General features: G+C 70.4%; 26 protein-coding genes. 10 read left to right on the top strand and 16 right to left on the bottom strand.

The genetic code is table 11. The annotated features are described in order from the left end of the window. The first annotated feature begins 98 nt into the window (after positions 1 to 98). The 5 genes from cimA to rpsD all read left to right on the top strand — a co-directional run bounded on the left by cimA (position 99) and on the right by rpsD (position 4,463). On the top strand, positions 99 to 1,703 hold the full coding sequence (gene cimA / locus ACRWK7_RS34570) for a citramalate synthase (protein WP_431862302.1): 1,605 nt from the start codon (positions 99 to 101) through the stop codon (positions 1,701 to 1,703). Positions 1,704 to 1,729: 26 nt separating this feature from the next. Continuing rightward, complete coding sequence (locus tag ACRWK7_RS34565) at positions 1,730 to 2,500, top strand: RNA methyltransferase (protein ID WP_431862300.1); 771 nt, start codon at positions 1,730 to 1,732, stop codon at positions 2,498 to 2,500. A gap of 50 nt (positions 2,501 to 2,550) precedes the next feature. After that, positions 2,551 to 3,270 carry a PAS domain-containing transcriptional regulator gene (locus tag ACRWK7_RS34560; protein ID WP_431862298.1) on the top strand — a complete coding sequence of 240 codons (720 nt, stop codon included), beginning with the start codon at positions 2,551 to 2,553 and terminating at the stop codon, positions 3,268 to 3,270. Between the two features lie 119 nt (positions 3,271 to 3,389). After that, on the top strand, positions 3,390 to 3,677 hold the full coding sequence (cowN, locus tag ACRWK7_RS34555) for a N(2)-fixation sustaining protein CowN (protein WP_431862296.1): 288 nt from the start codon (positions 3,390 to 3,392) through the stop codon (positions 3,675 to 3,677). A 171-nt stretch (positions 3,678 to 3,848) separates the two neighbouring features. Further along, a complete protein-coding gene (gene rpsD / locus ACRWK7_RS34550) occupies positions 3,849 to 4,463 on the top strand; it encodes a 30S ribosomal protein S4 (RefSeq protein ID WP_431862294.1) in 615 nt (204 codons plus the stop codon). Positions 4,464 to 4,568: 105 nt separating this feature from the next. On the opposite strand, the gene ACRWK7_RS34545 is transcribed toward rpsD, so the two are convergent. Beyond that, positions 4,569 to 5,672, bottom strand: a complete 1,104-nt coding sequence (locus tag ACRWK7_RS34545; RefSeq protein WP_431862292.1) for an alkene reductase — start codon at positions 5,670 to 5,672, stop codon at positions 4,569 to 4,571. Between the two features lie 126 nt (positions 5,673 to 5,798). Between ACRWK7_RS34545 and ACRWK7_RS34540 the strand changes: the two genes are divergently transcribed. After that, positions 5,799 to 6,449 carry a TetR/AcrR family transcriptional regulator gene (locus ACRWK7_RS34540; protein ID WP_431862291.1) on the top strand — a complete coding sequence of 217 codons (651 nt, stop codon included), beginning with the start codon at positions 5,799 to 5,801 and terminating at the stop codon, positions 6,447 to 6,449. Between the two features lie 187 nt (positions 6,450 to 6,636). On the opposite strand, the gene rarD is transcribed toward ACRWK7_RS34540, so the two are convergent. The 4 genes from rarD to ACRWK7_RS34520 form a co-directional block, all read right to left on the bottom strand. Next, positions 6,637 to 7,569, bottom strand: a complete 933-nt coding sequence (rarD, locus tag ACRWK7_RS34535) for an EamA family transporter RarD (RefSeq protein WP_431862288.1) — start codon at positions 7,567 to 7,569, stop codon at positions 6,637 to 6,639. Positions 7,570 to 7,675: 106 nt separating this feature from the next. Next, positions 7,676 to 8,320 (bottom strand): hypothetical protein, encoded by a 645-nt coding sequence (locus tag ACRWK7_RS34530; protein ID WP_431862286.1) that lies wholly within the window; start codon positions 8,318 to 8,320, stop codon positions 7,676 to 7,678. Further along, positions 8,317 to 8,889, bottom strand: a complete 573-nt coding sequence (locus ACRWK7_RS34525) for a hypothetical protein (protein WP_431862284.1) — start codon at positions 8,887 to 8,889, stop codon at positions 8,317 to 8,319. Before ACRWK7_RS34525 ends, ACRWK7_RS34530 begins: the two co-directional genes overlap by 4 nt. Positions 8,890 to 8,899: 10 nt before the next feature. Continuing rightward, on the bottom strand, positions 8,900 to 9,037 hold the full coding sequence (locus ACRWK7_RS34520; RefSeq protein ID WP_431862282.1) for a hypothetical protein: 138 nt from the start codon (positions 9,035 to 9,037) through the stop codon (positions 8,900 to 8,902). Positions 9,038 to 9,216: 179 nt separating this feature from the next. Between ACRWK7_RS34520 and ACRWK7_RS34515 the strand changes: the two genes are divergently transcribed. The 3 genes from ACRWK7_RS34515 to ACRWK7_RS34505 all read left to right on the top strand — a co-directional run bounded on the left by ACRWK7_RS34515 (position 9,217) and on the right by ACRWK7_RS34505 (position 10,348). After that, the gene (locus ACRWK7_RS34515) at positions 9,217 to 9,657 is read left to right on the top strand and encodes a response regulator (RefSeq protein ID WP_431862280.1); all 441 of its coding nucleotides are present in this window, start codon (positions 9,217 to 9,219) and stop codon (positions 9,655 to 9,657) included. Positions 9,658 to 9,794: 137 nt separating this feature from the next. After that, positions 9,795 to 10,046 (top strand): toxin-antitoxin system TumE family protein, encoded by a 252-nt coding sequence (locus ACRWK7_RS34510; protein ID WP_431862469.1) that lies wholly within the window; start codon positions 9,795 to 9,797, stop codon positions 10,044 to 10,046. Next, complete coding sequence (locus tag ACRWK7_RS34505; RefSeq protein ID WP_431862278.1) at positions 10,001 to 10,348, top strand: hypothetical protein; 348 nt, start codon at positions 10,001 to 10,003, stop codon at positions 10,346 to 10,348. Before ACRWK7_RS34510 ends, ACRWK7_RS34505 begins: the two co-directional genes overlap by 46 nt. 61 nt (positions 10,349 to 10,409) lie before the next feature. Here ACRWK7_RS34505 and grxD read toward each other — a convergent pair whose 3' ends face one another. From grxD to ACRWK7_RS34450, 11 genes are all read right to left on the bottom strand, one after another. Next, on the bottom strand, positions 10,410 to 10,751 hold the full coding sequence (grxD, locus tag ACRWK7_RS34500) for a Grx4 family monothiol glutaredoxin (RefSeq protein ID WP_431862276.1): 342 nt from the start codon (positions 10,749 to 10,751) through the stop codon (positions 10,410 to 10,412). A gap of 23 nt (positions 10,752 to 10,774) precedes the next feature. Then, on the bottom strand, positions 10,775 to 11,014 hold the full coding sequence (locus tag ACRWK7_RS34495) for a BolA family protein (protein WP_431862274.1): 240 nt from the start codon (positions 11,012 to 11,014) through the stop codon (positions 10,775 to 10,777). Between the two features lie 18 nt (positions 11,015 to 11,032). Further along, entirely contained in the window at positions 11,033 to 13,240 is a 2,208-nt protein-coding gene (gene purL / locus ACRWK7_RS34490) for a phosphoribosylformylglycinamidine synthase subunit PurL (RefSeq protein ID WP_431862272.1), read from the bottom strand. A 111-nt stretch (positions 13,241 to 13,351) separates the two neighbouring features. Continuing rightward, positions 13,352 to 14,125 (bottom strand): pentapeptide repeat-containing protein, encoded by a 774-nt coding sequence (locus ACRWK7_RS34485; protein ID WP_431862270.1) that lies wholly within the window; start codon positions 14,123 to 14,125, stop codon positions 13,352 to 13,354. A gap of 122 nt (positions 14,126 to 14,247) precedes the next feature. Next, entirely contained in the window at positions 14,248 to 14,937 is a 690-nt protein-coding gene (purQ, locus tag ACRWK7_RS34480) for a phosphoribosylformylglycinamidine synthase subunit PurQ (protein ID WP_431862269.1), read from the bottom strand. Positions 14,938 to 15,029: 92 nt separating this feature from the next. Beyond that, entirely contained in the window at positions 15,030 to 15,725 is a 696-nt protein-coding gene (locus ACRWK7_RS34475) for an MOSC domain-containing protein (protein WP_431862267.1), read from the bottom strand. Beyond that, positions 15,722 to 16,423, bottom strand: coding sequence for a glutamine amidotransferase (locus tag ACRWK7_RS34470; RefSeq protein ID WP_431862265.1), 702 nt, complete (start codon positions 16,421 to 16,423; stop codon positions 15,722 to 15,724). The genes ACRWK7_RS34475 and ACRWK7_RS34470 overlap by 4 nt, the downstream gene beginning before the upstream one ends. Positions 16,424 to 16,431: 8 nt before the next feature. Beyond that, positions 16,432 to 17,061 carry a DNA-3-methyladenine glycosylase family protein gene (locus ACRWK7_RS34465; RefSeq protein ID WP_431862263.1) on the bottom strand — a complete coding sequence of 210 codons (630 nt, stop codon included), beginning with the start codon at positions 17,059 to 17,061 and terminating at the stop codon, positions 16,432 to 16,434. Positions 17,062 to 17,170: 109 nt separating this feature from the next. Continuing rightward, on the bottom strand, positions 17,171 to 17,410 hold the full coding sequence (gene purS, locus ACRWK7_RS34460) for a phosphoribosylformylglycinamidine synthase subunit PurS (RefSeq protein WP_109118411.1): 240 nt from the start codon (positions 17,408 to 17,410) through the stop codon (positions 17,171 to 17,173). A 33-nt stretch (positions 17,411 to 17,443) separates the two neighbouring features. Beyond that, complete coding sequence (purC, locus tag ACRWK7_RS34455) at positions 17,444 to 18,208, bottom strand: phosphoribosylaminoimidazolesuccinocarboxamide synthase (protein ID WP_109118412.1); 765 nt, start codon at positions 18,206 to 18,208, stop codon at positions 17,444 to 17,446. A gap of 115 nt (positions 18,209 to 18,323) precedes the next feature. Beyond that, positions 18,324 to 19,094, bottom strand: coding sequence for an NRDE family protein (locus ACRWK7_RS34450; protein WP_431862260.1), 771 nt, complete (start codon positions 19,092 to 19,094; stop codon positions 18,324 to 18,326). Positions 19,095 to 19,219: 125 nt separating this feature from the next. Between ACRWK7_RS34450 and ACRWK7_RS34445 the strand changes: the two genes are divergently transcribed. After that, positions 19,220 to 19,540: a DUF1476 domain-containing protein gene (locus ACRWK7_RS34445; RefSeq protein WP_431862259.1), complete on the top strand. Its 321-nt coding sequence runs from the start codon at positions 19,220 to 19,222 to the stop codon at positions 19,538 to 19,540. The last annotated feature ends 10 nt before the right edge of the window (positions 19,541 to 19,550 follow it).

Below are 19,550 nucleotides of genomic sequence, written 5' to 3'. Positions count from 1 at the left end.
GTTTCTATAAGCCCTCCGTCGTGCGCGCATGGCAGGAATTGGTTGAGATAATCCGGCCCATCGGCCATTCTTCTCGCCCTTTTGGCGGGGATTTGGCGATGACCGGCGAACGCATCTATTTGTACGACACCACGCTGCGCGACGGCGCGCAGACCCAGGACGTGGACTTTTCGGTCGCCGACAAGATCGCCATCGCCAGGGACCTCGACCGCCTCGGCATCGACTACGTCGAGGGCGGCTGGCCCGGCGCCAACCCGACCGACGACCAGTTCTTCGCCGAAGCGCCGGAGCTGGCGCGCGCCACCTTCACCGCCTTCGGCATGACGCGCCGCCCCGGCCGCAGCGCCGCCAACGACCCCGGCCTGTCGGCGCTGTTCAACGCGCGCTGCAAGGCGGTGTGCATGGTCGGCAAGTCGTGGGACTTCCAGGTCGATGTGGCGCTGGGCATCCCGCGCGCCGAGAACCTGGAGCTGATCGCCGACAGCGTCGCCGCGGCGAAGGCCGCCAAGGGCGAGGCGCTGTTCGACGCCGAGCACTTCTTCGACGGCTACAAGCGCAACCCCGGCTACGCCGTGCAGTGTATCCGCGCCGCCTACGAGGCCGGCGCCCGCTGGATCGTGCTGTGCGACACCAACGGCGGCACGCTGCCCGACGAGGTCGAGGCGATCGTCCGCGCCGTGGTGACGGAGCACGGCATCCCCGGCGAGCGCCTGGGCATCCACTGCCACAACGACACCGAGAACGCGGTCGCCAACTCGCTGGCCGCGGTGCGGGCCGGCGTGCGGATGATCCAGGGCACCATCAACGGCCTGGGCGAGCGTTGCGGCAACGCCAACCTCGTCTCGCTGATCCCGACGCTGATGCTGAAGATGGGCTTCGAGACCGGCATCGGGCGCGACGACCTGCCCTTGCTGACCGAGGTCAGCCGGAACCTGGACGAGCGCCTGAACCGCGCCCCCAACCGGCACGCGCCCTACGTCGGCGCCGCCGCCTTCGCGCACAAGGGCGGGCTGCACGTCTCCGCCATCGAGAAGGACCCCGCCTGCTACGAGCACGTGCCGCCCGAGACGGTGGGCAACCGCCGGCAGATCGTGGTGTCCGACCAGGCCGGCCGCTCCAACATCCTGGCGCGCCTGCGCGAGGCCGGCATCGACATCGACGCCAAGGACCCGCGCCTGCCCAGGCTGCTGGACCTGGTCAAGCAGCGCGACACCGAGGGCTACGCCTACGACACCGCCGAGGCCAGCTTCGAGCTGCTGGTGCGCGGCGAGCTGAAGCAGCTGCCCAACTACTTCGAGCTGCTGCGCTTCCATGTCACCGACGAGCGCCGCTACAACGCGCTCGGCAAGCTGGTGGTGGAATCCGAGGCGGTGGTGCGCGTGCGCGTCGGCGGCGAGATCCAGCTGCACGTCGCCGAAGGCAACGGCCCGGTCAACGCGCTCGACCACGCCATGCGCAAGGCGCTGGAGGGCTGCTATCCCGAGCTGAAGGGCGTCAGGCTGGTGGACTACCGCGTGCGCATCCTGGCTGCCAGCGCGGCCTCGGCCGCCATGCCGCGCGTGCTGATCCGCAGCCAGAACGCCTCGGGTACGGAGTGGTCGACGCTCGGCGTCTCCACCAACATCATCGAGGCCTCGATGGAGGCCCTGGTGGACAGCTACACCTACACCCTGTTCAAGGACGGCGTGGCGGCGCGCGGGTGAGCGCGCCGACGCCTTGAGAGACTGACATGACTTCCGGCAAGGACCCCAACCGCCCGACCATCACGGGCGGCCCCACCATCATCCTCGTCCAGCCGCAGATGGGCGAGAACATCGGCGCCTGCGCGCGCGCCATGCTGAACTGCGGCCTGACCGAGCTGCGCCTCGTCAAGCCGCGCGACGGCTGGCCGAACGAGAAGGCGCAGGCCAACGCGTCGGGCGCCGACCTCGTGCTCGACAACGCCAGACTGTACGAGACGACGGCGGAGGCGGTGGCCGACCTGCAGGTGGTCTACGCCACCACCGTGCGCACCCGCGGCATGGTCCAGGAGTTCGTCACGCCCCGCGTGGCGGCCGAGGAATTGCGCGCCCAGTACAGCGCCGGCCACAGGACCGGCGTGCTGTTCGGGCCGGAGCGCACCGGGCTGGTCAACGACGACCTGACGCTGGCCGACAAGCTGATCACCGTGCCGCTGAACCCGTCCTTCGCCTCGCTGAACCTGGCGCAGGCGGTGCTGCTGATCGGCTACGAGTGGTTCCAGACCGGCGAGGTCCCGCCCGAGCGCGTCCTGCACACCGGCCAGTCGCGCCCGGCCACCAAGGCGGAGCTGCTGAACTTCTTCGAGCACATCGAGGGCGAGCTGGAGCGTACCGGCTTCTTCACCACGCCGGAGAAGCGTCCCTCCATGGTGCGCAACCTGCGCAACGCCTTCGAGCGCATGCAGATGACCGAGCAGGAGGTCCGCACCTTCCACGGCATCCTGGCCAGCCTGACCGGACGGCGGAAGGGCGGGGCGTAGCGACAAACCGCTTGCGCGCCGCGCCGGCCTGTCCGACGCTGCCGGGAGTCATGCCGCCCGCCCGCCCCCCCGCCCCGTCCTTCTCCGGCAGTTTCGAATACCGGCTGCAGCGCACCGCGGTGGGCGTGGTGATGCTGGACCTTGCGCGGCGCATCACCGCGGTGAACGCGGTGGCGGGCCGGCTGCTGCGGCTGAAGGGCACCGACCCGATCGGCGCCGACATCCTCGCCTTCCACCCGCCGGCCTCGCGCGCCAAGGTGCGCTGGCTGATCGACGCCGCCGAGAACGCCACCGACGGCACCGCCGGCATGGTGGTGACCACGCCCATGGGCAGCCTCGTCGCCAAGGTGACGACGCTGGGCGACCAGGGCTTCTGCATGATGTTCCACGCGCTGGGCGAACTGCCCATGGGCGATGCCGAACCCGCCGAGCGCCCGCACCTGCTGAAGCTGCCGGTGCTGCGCGGCGGCGCCACCGAACTGGTGGAGATCGCCGACGTCGTCTGCCTGACCGCGCAGGGCCACTACGCCGAGGCGCTGACCCGCGCCGGCACGCACCTCTGCCCGCTGGCGCTGGCGGAGCTGGAGAAGCGCGTCGATCCCCTGACCTTCGTGCGCGTCCACCGCCGCCATCTGGTGAATCTGCGCCACGTCCGCGCCGCCGAGCGGGTGGACGGCCGCTGGACGCTGGCGCTGTCGGCCGGGCAGGGCGCGCGCATCCCGGTCGGCCGCGACAGGGTGGAGCTGGTGCGCCGCCTGCTCGCGGTGTAATGCCGTTCATGCGCCGATGATGCCGTTCGTGCAGCGCCGGCGCGGTTCGGGCGCCGCCGGTTGAGCGCCGGTGCCGCCGGTGCGAGGCTGCCCGGGTCAACGCAGCCCTCAGGTGAGAGATGACCCAGCTCGCCCGCTACACCAGCTTCGCCGGCATCGATTTCGAGGGCAACATGGCCGCGGTGCTCGGGCACCTGCGCCGCTACATCGACGATCCGGCCAGGACCAACCCCTTCTGGGAGCGCTTCAAGCAGCGCCTCGCCGAGGCCGGGAGCGACCGGGTGCCGGTGGCCGACGCGCTGCTGCTCATGCACGCGCACGTCTACTACATGGTCGAGCTGTTCGAGGAGCACGACGACGGGGAGGCGCTGGCGGCGCTGAAGAAGCTGGAGGAGGAGTGCTTCTGACGCCCGCGCGTCCGGCGGATTTGCGGGTTTGACATTCGGCGCGCGATCCGTATAGTGCGCGCCTTCACTTCCCGGGAAGGCGGGCGTGCGTGCCTGTTTGCGCCCCGTCCCCGGCGGAAACGCCGGTGGAACTACCGGGACAAAACCAACTCGCGAAAACCGAGGACGAGTATGAGCAAGCGTCAAGAGTCCAAGTACAAGATTGACCGCCGTCTCGGCGTCAACCTCTGGGGCCGTTCCAAGAGCCCGCTGAACCGCCGCGAGTACGGCCCGGGCCAGCACGGCCAGCGCCGCAAGAAGCCGTCGGACTACGGCCTGCAGCTGATGGCCAAGCAGAAGCTGAAGGGCTACTACGGCAACATCGGCGAGAAGCAGTTCCGCAAGATCTATCAGGAGGCCGTGCGCCGCAAGGGCGACACCGGCGAGAACCTGATCGGCCTGCTGGAGCGCCGCCTGGACGCCGTCGTCTACCGCATGAAGTTCGTCCCCACCCCGTTCGCCGCCCGCCAGTTCATCAACCACGGCCACATCCTGGTGAACGGCAAGCGCGTCAACATCCCGTCCTACCGCGTCAAGGACGGCGACGTGATCGAGGTGAAGAACAAATCCAAGCAGCTCGCCCTCGTCCTGGAGGCCATCGCCTCGGGTGAGCGCGACATCCCCGAGTACCTGACCGTCGACACCGGCGCGCTGAAGGGCAGCTTCCTGCGCGCCCCGCAGCTGGCCGACGTGCCGTACCCGGTGCAGATGGAGCCGAACCTGGTGGTCGAGTTCTACTCGCGCTAACCGCCGGTTCACGGACGATACGCGAAAGGCCGCCCCGCAGGGGGCGGCCTTTTTCGTTTGCTTTCTCCCCCAGCGGAGCTGGGGGAGGGCAGGCAATGCGTCGCCTTACGCGTCCACCATCTCCAGCGCCGGGTAGTCGGTGTAGCCCTTCTCCGTGCCGCCGTAGAAGGTCTCCTTGTCGCCCTCGGCCAGGGGCGCGCCGGCCCTCAGGCGCGCCGGCAGGTCGGGGTTGGCGATGAACGGGATGCCGATGCTCACCAGATCGGCCTCGCCCTTGGCCAGCACGGCGTCGGCGGCCGCGCGGGTGTAGTAGCCGCCGTTGATGATGAAGGTGCCCTTGAAGGCGGCGCGCAGCTGCGACGCCACCGCCGGCGCGCCGGCCGGCAGGGCCATCGGGCCGTCGATGCCCTCGATCACGTGCAGGTAGGCGAGATTGAAGGTGCTCAGCGCCTTGGCGACGTGGGTGAACAGGGCGACCGGGTCGCTGTCGCGCATGTCGTTGAAGGTGCCGTTCGGCGACAGGCGGACGCCGACGCGGTCGGCGCCGATGGCGTTCACCGTGGCCTCGACGACGTCCAGCAGGAAACGGGCGCGGTTCTCGATGGAGCCGCCGTAGGCGTCGGTGCGCTGGTTGGTGCCGTCGCGCAGGAACTGGTCGATCAGGTAGCCGTTGGCGCCGTGGATCTCCACGCCGTCGAAGCCGGCGTCGTAGACCGCGCGCTTGGCCGCCTCGACGAAGTCGCGGACGAGGCCGGGGATCTCGGCCGTCTCCAGAGCGCGCGGCACCGGGAACGGCTTCATGCCCTCGCCGGTGAACAGCTCGCCCGCCGCGGCGATGGCGGAGGGGGCGACGGGCTGCGCGCCGTTCGGCTGGAAGATCGGGTGCGAGATGCGGCCGACGTGCCAGAGCTGCACGAAGATCCGCCCGCCCTTGGCGTGCACCGCCTCAGTCACGCGGCGCCAGCCGGCGGCCTGACTGTTGGTGTGGACGCCCGGCGTGCTGGGGTAGCCCTGCGCGGTGTCGTTCACCTGCGTGGCCTCGGTGATGATCAGGCCGGCCGAGGCGCGTTGCGCGTAGTACTCGGCCATCAGCGGGGTGGGGGCGTTGCCCTCGCCGGCGCGGCTGCGGGTCATCGGCGCCATGACGATGCGATTGGGCAGCTCGAAGGCGCCGAGGCGGACGGGCGTGAAGAGGTCGTTCTGGCTCATTGGGAGGCTCGCGTCCTTGAGTATGTATGTGGGTACATACTTACTGCATCGAGGCCGCTTGTCAAGTATGCGTGTGCATACCTATTATAGGTTTGCCGGGCACGGTGCCCGGCGAGGAAGGACGCCATGCTGGACGAGGAAACCCCCTGCGCGCGGGGTGACGAGGGCTGCACAAGCCCCCGCAAGCGCGACCGCGAGGCGACGGCCAACGCGCTGCTGGACGCCGGCAAGCAGGTGTTCGCCGAGCGCGGCTTCGACGCCGCGACGACGCGCGAGATCGCCGCGCGCGCCGGCGTCAACGAGCAGCTGATCCAGCGCTACTTCAGCGGCAAGGCCGGCCTGCTGCTGGCGGTGGTCGAGCGCTATGGCCGCGAGGAGGCGCAGGGCTGCACGCTGCCGCCGACGGCCGGCACCTGTGTGGAGAAGGAGATCCACACCTTCCTGCACCACCAGGCCGAGCACGCCTGGAAGTGCCGCGAGTTCACCAAGGTGATCATGGGCCGCGCGCTGGTCGATCCGGCCATCGCTGCGGAGATGGGGCGGACGCTGTCGGAGAGCCGCATCCCCTGCCTGCTCTCGCGGCTGGAAGCGTTGCGCGACAAGGGCCTGATCGACCGCGACGCCGACCTGCCGAACGTCGCCGCCGGCATCGCGACGCTGAGCTTCGGCCTGGGCTTCCTGGATCAGGTGGTATTCGCCGAGGACAGCGGCCGGGTGTGCGCGGTGGCGCGCAGCATCGCGACGACCCTGGCGCGGGGGCTGGCGCCGAAGGGGTGAGGTTTTGGGTCACCGTTTCGACGCGGATTTCACGGATTGAGGCACGGATTGCACGGATCTTTTTTGATCGTGCGCAGCATCGGCCTCCGGGATGGGACTCGGCGCAGCACGAATAAGGGAAATCCGTGTAATCCGTGCCTCAATCCGTGAAATCCGTGAAGCCCGGGTTGTTCCTCGGTCCCCGTACTCAGTCCCCGGCCGCCGCCGTCCGAACGGCCGCCCGGTGCGTGGCGAACGCGTCGTGCGAGTACAGCATCAGTGCCACCCAGATGCAGCCGAAGGCGACGGCGTGCGCCGCGGTGAAGGTCTCGCCGTAGACCAGCACGCCGAGCAGCAGCTGCCCGGTCGGGCCGATGTACTGCAGCAGCCCGATGGTGGAGAGCTTGAGGCGTGCCGCGCCCACCATGAACAGCACCAGCGGCACCGCGGTGATCGGCCCGGCCAGCGCCAACAGGACCGCCGTTCCCATGCCGCCGCCGACGAACGCCCCCTCCGGCCCCAGCCACAGCAGGTAGCCGAGCGCCGGCGGGATCAGCAGGCCGGTCTCCACCAGCAGGCCAGTGACCGGCTCGATGGCGGCCTTCTTGCGGACCAGGGCGTAGATGCCGAACGTCACCGCCAGCGCCAGCGCGATCCACGGCACCACGCCGTACCACAGCACGAGGCTGAGCACCCCGGTCGCCGCCACCGCCACCGCGACCATCTGCTGGCGCGACAGCCGCTCGTGCAGGAAGACGACGCCGAGCAGCACGTTGACCAGCGGGTTGATGTAGTAGCCCAGGCTGGACTGCAGCATCTGCCCGCTGAGCGTGGCGTAGATGAAGATCAGCCAGTTCGAGGAGACCAGCGCCGTGGTGACCGCCAGGATGCCGAGGCGCCGCCACGTGCCGATCGCCCGCACCACCGCCATCGGCCCGCGCGCCGCCAGCACGAAGGCGCCGACCAGCAGCACGGTCCACACCACGCGGTGCGAGACGATCTCCACCGCGCCGATGCCGGTCAGCAGCTTGAAGTAGACCGGCGCCACCAGCCCCCACAGCAGAAAGGCCCCGGTCGCGGCGGCCAAGCCGGTGAACGTCGGGTTGTGGCGGTCGGCGGATGCGTCACTGAGGGTCGTCATGCCTCCGGTGTAGCACGGGCACCGGCGCGGCGGCGAGGCGGCCCCGTGTTATGCCGGGCGCATGACCGGGCTGCACCGCCGGCATGACGCTCCGTGGGACGAACGTTCAGCGGCTGCCGCTGCCTCCGCCGGCTGCGCCTCCGCCGGCGGCACCGCCGACGCTGCCGGGCGTGGATCCGCTCGCGGGCGGGGCGCCCGGCGGACGGCTGCCGGCGGTGTTGGTGTTCAGCGATCCGCTGCCTGTCGCGCCGCCGCTGCCGCCGCGGTTGCCGCCCGACGCGGCGGAGCTGCCGGCTCCCCCGCCGCCGATCCCGGCCTCGCGGGCGGCGGTGCGCGCCTCGCGCAGGTGGCGGAGGCATCCGTCGGCGTCGCCGCGGTCGGCGGCGGCGCGGGCCTCGTCGACACGGGTCTGCATGCGCCGGCGGTCCTCGTCGCTCAGCGTGGTGCCGGCGCGGGCGCCCGGCGCGGTATCGACCTCCGGCTGCGTGCCGCGGCCGACCGGCGACGGCGTGAGGACGCCGCCGCGCCGGGCCATGTCGCGCTCGGCTCCGGTGGTGCTCGGCGCCGGCACGGGCGTGTCGGCCGGCCCCGCGCCGCGGCCGGCGCGATCGTGGGCCGTGAAGGTGGCGGCGAAGCGCTCGGCCTCGTTGCGGCAGGCGGCAGCCCGCTGGTCGCGGCCCTGGGTCTGCGCGGGCGCCGGCGCCGCGGCGAGCAGCAGCAGCGCCGGCAGCAGCAGGGCGGTGCGTTTCATGACCGGCGCTCCGGATCCTCGCGGTCGAGGCGCTGGCGCGCCACGTCGATGGCCGAGCCGGGAACGTAGGACGGCGACGCCGTGCCGGGATCCGGCGGGGGCGGCGGCACCACCTCGGCGTTGCTGACGCGCAGCGCCTCGGCGGCCTTGCCCAGGTTGCCCTCGTCGCCGACGCCATCGCTGGCGCCGTCGGCGCGCGGCTTCACCATGACGGCCGGCTCGCCGGTCCAGCCGGAGGCGCGCCATTCGGCCGAGCGGGCGGCGAGATCGACGCTGTCCCCGCTTTCCAGCACGCCGACGGCGCGGCTCACCGCCTCGTCGTCGCGTGGCGAGACGACCAGCAGCGCGCCGCCGCGGCGCAGTCCCTCGGCGTAGGCCACCGCCTCGTCGTGCGGCACGCCCCAGCCCTTGAGCTGCGGCATGACCTCGCCATAGCCCTCGCCGGCGCCGTAGCCGGAGTTGCGCAGCACCTCGACCTCCATGTCGGAGAAGCCGGCGGCGAGCAGGTCGCGCTCCGCGGCCTCGGCGTCGTCCAGCGTGTCGAACAGGGCGACCAGGGTCTTCGCCATGACAACCTCCTCAGCGCATCCACACCAGCAGGACCAGCGCCACCACCACCAGCGCGACGATCCACAGGAACGACCGGGATTGCGACCGGATCGTGCCCGCCCCCTCGTAGACACCCATCTTGCGCGGGCTGTGATGGTCGCCGGCCATGCTGCTCTCCTTCGCGATTCTTCGGCCTGATCCTTCGTCAGAGGCAACAGGCGGATGGTCAGGCCGGTTCCGGCCAAGCCCCCGAATCGGGTACGGCGAAAGCGGGCTTGCGCGCCGGGCGGGGCGGCGCCACCTGTCCCGCTTGGGACAGTTTCATCCCGTTCGGGCGGACGCGGCTCATGAAGGTGCTGATCGTCGAGGACGAGGCGCTGATCGCGCTGAGCTGGGCGCAGGTGGTCGAGAGTGTCGGCCACCGGGTGCTGGGCATCTGCGCCAGCCTGCCGGCCGCCCAGGAGCTGACGCGGCACGAGGCGCCGGACGTGGCGCTGGTGGACCTGCGCCTCGGCGGCGGCCGCTGCGGCGCCAAGGTGGACGAGTACCTGAACGAGACCTTCGGCACCACGTCGCTGTACGTCACCGCCAACCGCGACTTCGCCTACCGCTACGGCACCCGCGCCATCGGCTTCGCCGAGAAGCCTCTGTCCGGCGACTCGCAGTTCGCCGTGGTGCGCTTCCTGACCGCGTGGCACGAGGGCCGCCGCCCGCCGGTGCCGCCCGGGGTGACGCTGTTCGGCGACGCGCAGGAAGTGATGACGGAGGCGGCGCGGGCGGAGGCGTGACGTCCCCTTAGGGCATTGGACGCCATATCGCGCCTATGGCGTGATACGCCCCATGACGAAGGCGGCGCTTGTCTTTCAGGATCGGAAGGTCTTTGCGCGACGGCGCCATTTTATCCCGGCGCATCTGGCTCATCGCGATGCCGGTTCCGCCAAGCCGTCACAGATACAAGTACAGCCTGTTCTACGGCTACCCGGCAGAGCGTCTGGTCGCCTACGACAACGAACGCGGCAAGGGTGACCATCGGCATCTGAGGGACGGGGAGACGCCGTATTGTTTTGTCTCGTTGGAACGGCTGCTGGCGGACTTCCGCGCCGACGTCGAGGCCATGAGGGGAGAGGCTCTATGGGCAAGCTGCAGATCCACGTGGGCGAAGACTATGACCGGATGACGGCGCGTCTGCTCGATGCCGTTCAGCGTGCCGAAGCCGGCGAAGACGTGCGTGAGAACCACCTGACCTTTGAGAACTGGGAGACCCTGGTCAAGGTGCTGACACCGAAGCGGATGGAGCTGCTGCACCACCTGCGCCTGAGTCCGACCGCCAGCATCGCTGAACTGGCGCGGGCGCTGGGGCGCGACTACAAGCGGGTGCACGAGGATGTCGAGTACCTGACCGAACTGGGCCTGATCGAGCGCGGTGAGGACGGCCTGCGGGTCGAGGTCGAGGAGATCCGGGCGCAGATCGCCATTTAGGCGCCCAAACGAAAAGGGCTCCGCCGAGGCGGAGCCCTTTCGTGTCCCGAAGGCCAGGCCGTCAGGCGTTGGCGCCGGTGGCGATGCCCTTGTCGGCGAGGAGCTGCTGCAGCTCGCCGTTCTCGTACATCTCGCGGACGATGTCGCAGCCGCCGACCAGCTCGCCCTTGACGTAGAGCTGCGGGAAGGTCGGCCAGTTCGAGAACTCCTTCAGGCCCTGGCGCAGGCCCGGATCCTCGAGGATGTTGATGCCCTTGAACTTCACGCCCACGTGGCTCAGCACCTGGACGACGGCGGCGGAGAAGCCGCACTGCGGGAACACCGGGGTGCCCTTCATGTACAGCACGACATCGCTGCCGGAGAGATCCTGCTTGATGCGTTCGGCGACGTTCGGATCGACCATGTCTCGTACCCTTATGTAAAGACTCAGGCCCCTTCCGGGACCCCGGTGGTGAGCGCCAGGGCGTGCAGCTCGCCGCCCATTTTGCCCTGCAGCGCCGCGTACACCATCTGGTGCTGCTGCACGCGCGACTTGCCCTTGAAGGACGGCGATTCGACGTGCGCGGCGTAGTGGTCGCCGTCGCCGCGCAGATCGGCGATCTGCACGGTGCAGTCCGGAATGCCTTCCCGGATCAGGCGTTCAATGGTTGCGGCTTCCATCGCCATTGGTCGTGTCCTTCGTCCTTATTCGACGCCGGCCGTCATATAGGCCGGAAGCCAAGCCTCATTCGCCTTGCGCAGGCGCTCGATCGATATGGCCTCGCCGCCCCGGCCCGTCAACGCGGTGCCGCGCGTGGTGCCCAGAACGGTCACCGGCACGCCGGCTTCCCTGGCGCGGGCCTGCACCGCCTCGGCCTTGTCCGGGCGGACGGCCAGCACGTAGCGGGCCTGATCCTCGCCGAACAGCACCTTCGGGTGCGCGCCGTCCAGGCCGGTGATGTGGGCGCCGACGCCGCCGGCAATCGCCATCTCGGCCACCGCGACCAGCAGGCCGCCGTCCGCCACGTCGTGGCTGGCGGTCACCAGGCCGTCCAGCACCAGGGCGCGCACGAACTCGCCGTTGCGGCGCTCGGCCTTCAGGTCCACCGGCGGCGGCGGGCCTTCCTCGCGGCCGAGGATCTCGCGCAGGAACAGCGACTGGCCGATGTGTCCCTTGGTCTCGCCGACCGCCAGGATGGTGTCGCCCTCGTTCCGGAAGGCGATGCCCACCGCCAGCATGGCGTCGGGCAGGCTGCCGACCGCGCCGATCGCGGGGGTTGGCAGGATCGCCTCGCCGTTGGTCTCGTTGTAGAGCGACACGTTGCCCGACACGACCGGGAAGTCCAGCGCGCGGCAGGCCTCGCCCATGCCCTGGATGGCGCCGACGATCTGGCCCATGATCCGCGGCTTCTCGGGGTTGCCGAAGTTCAGGTTGTCGGTGACCGCCAGCGGCAGCGCGCCGACCGCCGACAGGTTGCGGTACGCCTCGGCCACCGCCTGGGCGCCGCCGCGGACCGGGTCGGCCTTGACGTAGCGCGGCGTGCAGTCGGTGGTGATCGCCACCGCCTTCTTCTGGTTCGGCAGGCGCACCACCGCGGCGTCGGCCTGGCCGGACATGAAGCGGGTGTCGCCGCCGACGAGGCTGTCGTACTGCTCCCAGATCCAGCGCTTGGACGCCTGGTCGGGGCAGGAGACCAGCTTGACCAGCGTCTCCTCCAGCGACAGCCTCCAGCCGTCCCACAGGCCGTCGTCCAGCTCGGGCTGCGGCGGGGTCGGCTCCCACGGGCGCTCATAGACCGGGGCGCGGTTGGAGATCGGCGCGATCGGCATGTCGGCCCACACCTGCCCGTGCATCTTCAGCACGAGGCGCCCGGTGTCGGTCAGGTGGCCGATGACGGCGAAGTCCAGCTCCCACTTCTCGAAGATCTTGCGGGCGATCTCCTCGCGGCCGGGCTTGAGGATGATCAGCATGCGCTCCTGGCTCTCGGAGAGCATGATCTCGTACGGGCTCATGCCCGTCTCGCGCATCGGCACGTGGTCGAGCACCAGTTCGATGCCGAGGCCGCCCTTGCCGGCCATCTCGACCGAGGAGGAGGTCAGGCCGGCCGCGCCCATGTCCTGGATGGCGACGATGGCGTCGGTGTCCATCAGCTCCAGGCAGGCCTCGATCAGCAGCTTCTCGGTGAACGGGTCGCCGACCTGGACGGTGGGGCGCTTCTCCTCCGAATCCTCGGAGAACTCGGCCGAGGCCATGGTGGCGCCGTGGATGCCGTCGCGGCCGGTCTTGGAGCCGACATAGACCACCGGGTTGCCGATGCCGGCGGCGGCCGAATAGAAGATGCGGTCGGCCTTGGCCACGCCCACGGTCATCGCGTTGACCAGGATGTTGCCGTTGTAGGACTCGTGGAAGTTGGTCTCGCCGCCCACCGTCGGCACGCCGACGCAGTTGCCGTAGCCGCCGATGCCCGACACCACGCCCGACACCAGATGCCGCGTCTTGGCGTGGTCGGGGCTGCCGAAGCGCAGCGCGTTCATGTTGGCGATGGGCCGGGCGCCCATGGTGAAGACGTCGCGCAGGATGCCGCCCACGCCGGTCGCCGCGCCCTGGTAGGGCTCGATGAACGACGGGTGGTTGTGGCTCTCCATCTTGAAGATGATGGCGTCGCCGTCGCCGAAATCGACCACGCCGGCGTTCTCGCCGGGGCCGCAGATGACCTGCGGACCGGTGGTCGGCAGCGTCGTCAGCCACACCTTGGAGGACTTGTACGAGCAGTGCTCCGACCACATGACCGAGAAGATGCCCAGTTCGGTCAGGGTGGGCACGCGGCCCATGATCTCCAGGACGCGCTGGTATTCGTCGGCCGTGAGGCCGTGCTCGGCGGCGATTTCGGGGGTGACGGCGGCTTCGGTCAAGGCGGGTCTCACCGGTTCGTCCGGGCGGCCGGGCTGGGCCCGCGCCCCGGGGGTGGGTCTCCAGGGCTTTATAAGCCCCGCCCGCGCGAAAGCAAGTTGATCCGTCCCCGACTACCGCTCCGCGACCATGGTCTGCAGCTTGCCGGGCAGGTGGAGCGCCCCGGCGAAGCGCGCGCCGCCGATGCGCGCGTTGTCGAAGGTGGCACCCGCCAGTTCCGCCCCGTCGAACACCGCGCCGGCCAGCTGCGCGTCCAGCAGCACGGCGCCGCCCAGGTCGGCGCCGGAGAAGTCGGTCGCCACCGCGTTGGCGGCGGTCAGCACCGCGCCGCGCAGGTCCGCCCCCGCCAGCGTCGAGCCGGCCAGAACGCCGTTCAGCAGCAGCGCCTGCCCCAGCCGCGCGCCCGTCAGGTCGGCGCGGTCGAGGCGCGCGTCGCGGATGTAGGCGCCGGAGAAGTCGGCCGCCAGCGCGCGTGCACCGATCAGCCGCACCCCCTGCAGGTTGGCGCCGGCCAGCGTCGCGCCCGACAGGTCGGCGCCGTCCAGCACGGTGTTGAACAGGTCGGCGTCGGACAGGTCGGCGCCGACGAGGCTGCATCCGGCGAGGTTCGCGAAGCGCAGGTCGGCCTTGCGCAGGTCGGCGCCGTCGAGCCGGCAGGCGCGCAAGTCGACGCCGTTCAAATCCGCCTGCACCAAGTCGACGCCGCGAAAATCGGAGCCGGCCAACTGCTGCCCGGCGAAGGGGCAGTGCACGAGTCGGGTGAACGGCTGCGGCGCGTCGCACGCGCCGCGGGGCCGGGATTCAAGGGCTTCGGCCGGGGTGCCGAAGGCCGCCACGACGAGGAGGGCGGCGGTGAGGATGCCGGTGCTGAGGGAAAATCCACGCATACTGGGCCTCCCAATGACTGGGACATTTTGCCCCAGATCTTGTCAGGCTACCGTACCGCGACCGATTCGCACAGCGATAGTTTCAAATTATGGCTTTTTGCGGCGCTATTCTGCACCCAGGCTTATTGCAATGCGTCAACTAGGCCTTCGAACATAGGCCGGCCGTCGGTGTTGCCGTGCAGCGTCTCCACGGCGTCCTCCGGGTGCGGCATCAGGCCCAGCACGGTCTTCTTCTCGTTGAAGACGCCGGCGATGGCCGCGGCGGAGCCGTTCGGGTTGCCCAGCGGATCGTCGCCGCCGTCGGCCGCGACGTAGCGGAAGGCGACCTGGCCCTGGTCCTCCAGGCGCTTGATGGTGTCGGCGTCGGCCCAGTAGTTGCCGTCACCGTGCGCCACCGGGTAGCGGACGATCTGCCCCTTGCGGTACTTGGCGGTGAAGTCGCTGTCGGTGTTCTCGACGCGGAGCGCCACCTGCTTGCAGATGAACTTCAGCCCGGCGTTGCGGCGCAGCGCGCCCGGCAGCAGCCCGGCCTCGGTGATGATCTGGAAGCCGTTGCACACGCCCAGCACGCGCACGCCCTTGTCGGCGCGGGCCTTCACCTCGCGCATGATCGGCGAGTGGGCCGCCATGGCGCCGGAGCGCAGGTAGTCGCCGTAGGAGAAGCCGCCGGGAACGACGATCAGGTCGACCTGGGGCAGCTCGGTGTCGCGGTGCCAAACCTCGTACGGCTTGACCCCGGAAACGGTCTCCAGGGCGGCGACGGCGTCGCGTTCGCGGTTGGAGCCGGGGAAAACGATGACGGCAGCCTTCATGGGGCGCGGATCCGCTCAGGACTGGGTGGGCGATGCAGGCGGGACACTAGAGGCATAGACCCGGCGAAGCAAGGGGCAGGGCAGGCCGGCCGCTACGCGCCGCCGTCCAGGCGCCGGTTCCAGTCCTCGACCGCCCCGCGGGCGAGCCGGTTTTCGGCCAGCGTCCGCCAGGACGACGCCAGTTCCGTCATGGCGGCCATCGCCTCCAGCGCGGCGCGGTCGAGCGTGTCCACGTACAGCGCGCGCAGCAGCCGCGTCAGCGGCCACGCGGCGCGCGGCCGGTCGAGCAGCGCCAGCGCGTCGCCGGGGGCGACGCTGCCCGGCTCCAGCACCCGGTAGTACCAGCCGGTGCGCCCCGTGGTCTGCACCCGCCGCGCCATGTCCCGCACGCCGAAGCGGTGGTTGAGCTTCCAGCACGGCTGGCGCCCCTGCGCCACCTGCAGCACCGCCCCGCCGAGGCGCCAGACGTCGCCGACGCAGACGTCCGCCTCGGTCAGGCCCATGGTGGACAGATTCTCGCCGAAGGCGCCCGGCGCGTTCAGTGCGGCCGGCGCGGGATGGAGTTCGTCGCGCCACGCTGCGTAATGATCGCGCGGGTAGTGGTGGACCGCCTTTTCCGGGCCGCCGTGCACCCGGCGGTCGGCCTGCTCGTCGCCGTGGAAGCCCTCCGGCCCGAGGAGCAGCGGCCCGTCCACCGGCCGCTTGGTGATGGCGCTCGTCTTGCCGGGCGGGCCGAACGGGACGGCGGTTCCGACCAGCAGCGCGTCGAGGCGGCCGGCCGCCGTCATGCCGGCACCTCCGCCAGCCACGCCGTCAGGCAGCATCGGCCGGCGGCGGCGGTGTCGTTGCCGAAACGGGCGGCGCCGTCGCGCAGATCGGTCACCGACAGGCCGGCCTTGGCGATCTCCACGGCGTGGCCGACCAGCCAGCGCTCGAAGCCGACGGGAGAGGCTTCGGGGTGGAACTGGAAGGCCAGCGCATGCCGGCCCACCGCGAAGGCCTGGTTCACGCAGACGTCGGTCGAGGCCAGCAGCGTGGCGCCGGCGGGCAGATCGAAGGTGTCGCCGTGCCAATGCAGGACCGGCACGCCGTCCAGATGCCCCAGCGGCCCGGCCTTGCCGGCGGCGGTGAGGGCGACCGGCTTCCAGCCGATCTCCTTGGCCGGGCCGGGGTAGACGCGGGCGCCCAGCGCGCGGGCCATCATCTGCGCGCCCAGGCACACGCCCAGCGTCGGCCTGCCGGCGGCGAGCCGCCGTTCGAGGATCGCCACCTCGTCGGCCACGAAGGGGTAGAGGTCCTCCTCGTAGGCGCCGATGGGGCCGCCCAGCACGGCCAGCAGGTCGGGGGCGAGCGGATCGACGGCGCTCAGGTCGTCGACTCCGGCGTCCAGGATGCGGATCTGGTAGCCCTGCGCCTCGATGGGGGCGGCGAAGGCGCCGAGGTCCTCGAAATGAACGTGGCGGATGGCAAGGGCGGTGCGCGGCATGCTTGACCTCACGGCCGTGTCTTGGCCGCCCGATTTTGCCGCGCCTGCTGCTGAAGAGCTACGTAATGATGCCAGACCAGCTTTGCGGCGAGGCTGCGGTAGGGGCGCCAGGGCTCGGCGACGGCGACCAGCGCGTCGCGGCCCGGCCGCTCGGCCCAGCCCTTCAGGCGCTGCACGCCCAGCATGATGGCGAGGTCGTCCACCGGCCACAGGTCGGGACGGTCCAGCGAGGTCATCAGGTAGACCTCCGCGCTCCAGCGGCCGATGCCCTTGAGTTTGACCAGCTCCGCGATGGCCGCCTCGTCGTCCATCGCGTGCAGGGCGTCCAGGTCGAGCCGGCCGGAGGCGATGGAGTCCGCCAGGACGCGGCCGTACTCGATCTTGCGGCCGCTGAAGCCGCAGGCCTTCAGCGTCGCCTCGTCGAGCGCGAGGTAGGAGTCCGGCGTGATCGCCGGCACCCGCTCCTCCAGCTTGCGCCACAGCGCCAGCGCCACCTGGGTGGACAGCTGCTGTTCGAGGATGATGCGCAGCAGCCCCTCGAAGCCCGCCGGCCGCGAGAAGTCGCGCAGCACCGGTCCGCCGACGCGCACGCACTCGGCGAAGATGGGGTCGATGGAGGCGAGGTGTTCGGGGGTCATGGAACGTTTGCCCCCTCCCTAACCCTCCCCCGCTTCGCGGGAGAGGGGACTCCGCCATTCTGCCCCCTCCACCGCAAAGCGGGGGAGGGATGGGGAGGGGGCTGCAATCTTATGCCAGCTCGATGGCGTAGTCTTCGATCACGGTGTTGGCCAGCAGCTTGGTGCACATGGCCTCCACTTCCTTGCGGGCGGCGTCCTTGTCGGTGCTCTTCAGCTCCAGCTCGATGACCTTGCCGGCGCGGACGTTGTCGACGCCCTCGAAGCCCAGCGTGTGCAGCGCGTGCTCGATGGCCTTGCCCTGCGGATCCAGGACGCCGCGCTTCAGGGTGACGTGAACCTTGGCCTTCATGGGTGTCTTCTCGCTTGTCGGTGGTGTTGCTGTTTATTGGAGCGTCTTCGGACCCTTGACGTCGCCGGGGCCGCCCTCGGGCAGGATGCCGAGGCGGCGGGCCACCTCCTGGTAGGCCTCCTCGACCTTGCCGAGGTCCTGGCGGAAGCGGTCCTTGTCCAGCTTCTCGTTGGTCTTGATGTCCCAGAGCCGGCAGTTGTCCGGGCTGATCTCGTCGGCGAGGACGATGCGCATGTCGTCCTCCTCCCACAGGCGGCCGAACTCCAGCTTGAAGTCCACCAGCTTCAGCCCGATGCCGAGGAACAGGCCCGACAGGTAGTCGTTCACGCGCAGCGCCAGCGCCACCATGTCGTCCAGGTCCTGCGGGGCGGCCCAGCCGAAGGCGGTGATGTGCTCCTCGGTGACCATCGGGTGCCCGAGTTCCTCGGACTTGTAGTAGTACTCGATGATCGAGCGCGGCAGCGGCGTGCCCTCGGGGATGCCGAAGCGCTTGGACAGCGAGCCGGCGGCGACGTTGCGCACCACCACCTCGATGGGGATGATCTCGACCTCGCGGATCAGCTGCTCGCGCATGTTCAGGCGGCGCACGAAGTGCGTCGGCACGCCGATCTCCGACAGCCGGCTCATCAGGTATTCGGAGATGCGGTTGTTCAGCACCCCCTTGCCGGTGATGACGCCCTGCTTCTTGTTGTTGAAGGCGCTCGCATCGTCCTTGAAGTACTGGACGAGGGTCCCGGGCTCAGGGCCTTCGAAGAGGACTTTCGCCCTGCCTTCGTAGATGCGCCGGCGTCTGCTCATGGGTGGTCGTCCAAACTGCGTGTGGCCCGGCTTAACCGTTGCCGGCCCGGGGATCTATCCGAGTGATATAGCAAGCCGGCGTACGGAACACAATGCGAGGGGGATACCCCCCGCCTCAGCCCAAATCCAGCGGTTTCCAAGGCGTTTCGTGCGGCGCGCCCGGCGCGAAGTGCCAGATCGGGTCGAGATCCGGCCGCTCGACCGAGGGCAGCGCGATGAGCGCGCTCGACGAGGTGCCGAAGCCGCTCGGCATGCGGAAGGTCATGGCGCCGCGGGCGTCGGCGCCGTCCCAGATGCGGCTGCCCAGCAGCTCCGGCCAGCCGCCCCAGCTCCCGGCGTCCGGGTCCGGCGGCGGCGCGTGGCGGAACAGCGGCAGGTACAGCGCGGTGCGCGGGTCGGCGCCGTCGTCCAGGTCGGCGGCGGTCAGCATGTGCACGCCCTCGGGGACGGGCTGCGTCTCCGGGCGGTTTCGCGGCCCACGGGAGGCGTCTCCGCCGCGGTGCACGAGCACGTAGGCGTCGCGGTTGTCGGCGATCAGCAGGTTGAACGGCCGGTAGGCGCGGGTGTCGAGCTGGGCGAGCGCCAGCGCCGCCTCCGACGCGTCGGCGTGGTCCAGCGCCTCCAGCACCAGCTCGCCGCGCGAGCGCTTGCCCTCCTCGGGCCCCAGCGTGCCGTAGCGGTTGAGGATGGCCGCCACCAGCCCCTCGTCGTTCATGCCCAGCCAGGTGCCGCCGGCCAGCTCGTCCAGGCCGGCGACCACGTTGGGGCGGTCGGGCCAGTGGCGCGCCGGTGGTTGCCAGGGGCGGTCGGCCATTTCGTCGCGGTTGGCGCCGAGGACGAGCGGCCACGCCGCGTCCGGTCGCCGCAGGATGATGACGCTGCACATGGTGTTCTTGCCTTCCGGCCTCGCTGCGCGTATCGGACGAGCACGCCCCGGTGACGCGGGGCGGCGAGCCGGCTATATAAGACTGTGAACGAGAAACGCAAACAAGCCGAGGAGCCCGGGTCCCCATGACCACGTTCGACGAGCGCGAGCAAGCCTTCGAGAACAAGTTCCAGCACGACCAGGACCTGCTGTTCCGGATCCGGGCGCGGCGCGACCGGCTGGCCGGCCTGTGGGCGGCCGATCTGATGGGACTGCACGGCGCCGACGCGGACGCCTACGCCCGGCAGATGGTCGAGGTCGACTTCTCCACCAGCGGCCCGCACGAGATCCGCACCCGCATCGCCGACGACCTGCGCGCCAAGGGCATCGACATCTCCGACCACCGCGTCGAGAAGGAGCTGGAGCGGCTCCTGAGCCTGGCGCACGATCAGGTGGTGCGGGAGTAGAATTCCAAGC

The organism is Azospirillum sp. (assembly GCF_050789165.1).
The sequence above is the reverse complement of the archived record's forward strand: the minus strand, read 5'-3'. Positions and strand labels throughout refer to the sequence as shown.